Raw genomic sequence first — 523 nt, forward strand, 5'->3', positions numbered from 1 at the left:
AAAGCGTAAAGCACTAAGTAACCTTCGGATAGATACTAACGATGAGCTTAGAAATTTAGGACAGCTAAAAGTTGATATTTTTAACAATCAAATTAAGCATATTATAGACACTATTAAAAAGATAAAAGATGCGGGCTCTAAACTTGAGAATTTTAGTCAGTCGATTACAGAGCAAGACTATATTGACATACAGCAAAAGGTAACCGCTTCACTTGAGTTAGAGAACGGTCTTTTAACAGGTGCGGCAGCAGGTGTCCTTACGGGCATAGGCGCTTACGGGTCTGTTGGCTTACTTGCTTCGGCTTCAACAGGCACAGCAATTTCAGCATTATCAGGAGCAGCTGCCAAAAGCGCTACGCTTGCATGGCTTGGTGGCGGATCTTTAGCAGCAGGTGGATTCGGTATGGCAGGCGGTACTTTGGTACTAGGAGGTATAGTTGCCGCTCCCGCATTAGCTATAACGGGTCTGCATCTTGCTGGTAAAGGTGAGAAGGCGTTAACCCAAGCGCGCGATGCGAAACTT

Annotated in this window: 1 pseudogene; it reads left to right on the plus strand. The window is 44.7% G+C overall.

Annotation, left to right across the window (positions count from 1 at the left end):
• Window positions 1-523: pseudogene (locus tag ACT3SX_RS15510) on the plus strand (hypothetical protein); the annotation flags it as partial.

Origin of the sequence: Psychrobacter sp. AOP31-B2-9 (genome assembly GCF_052378005.1) — a bacterium.
Lineage (GTDB): Bacteria > Pseudomonadota > Gammaproteobacteria > Pseudomonadales > Moraxellaceae > Psychrobacter.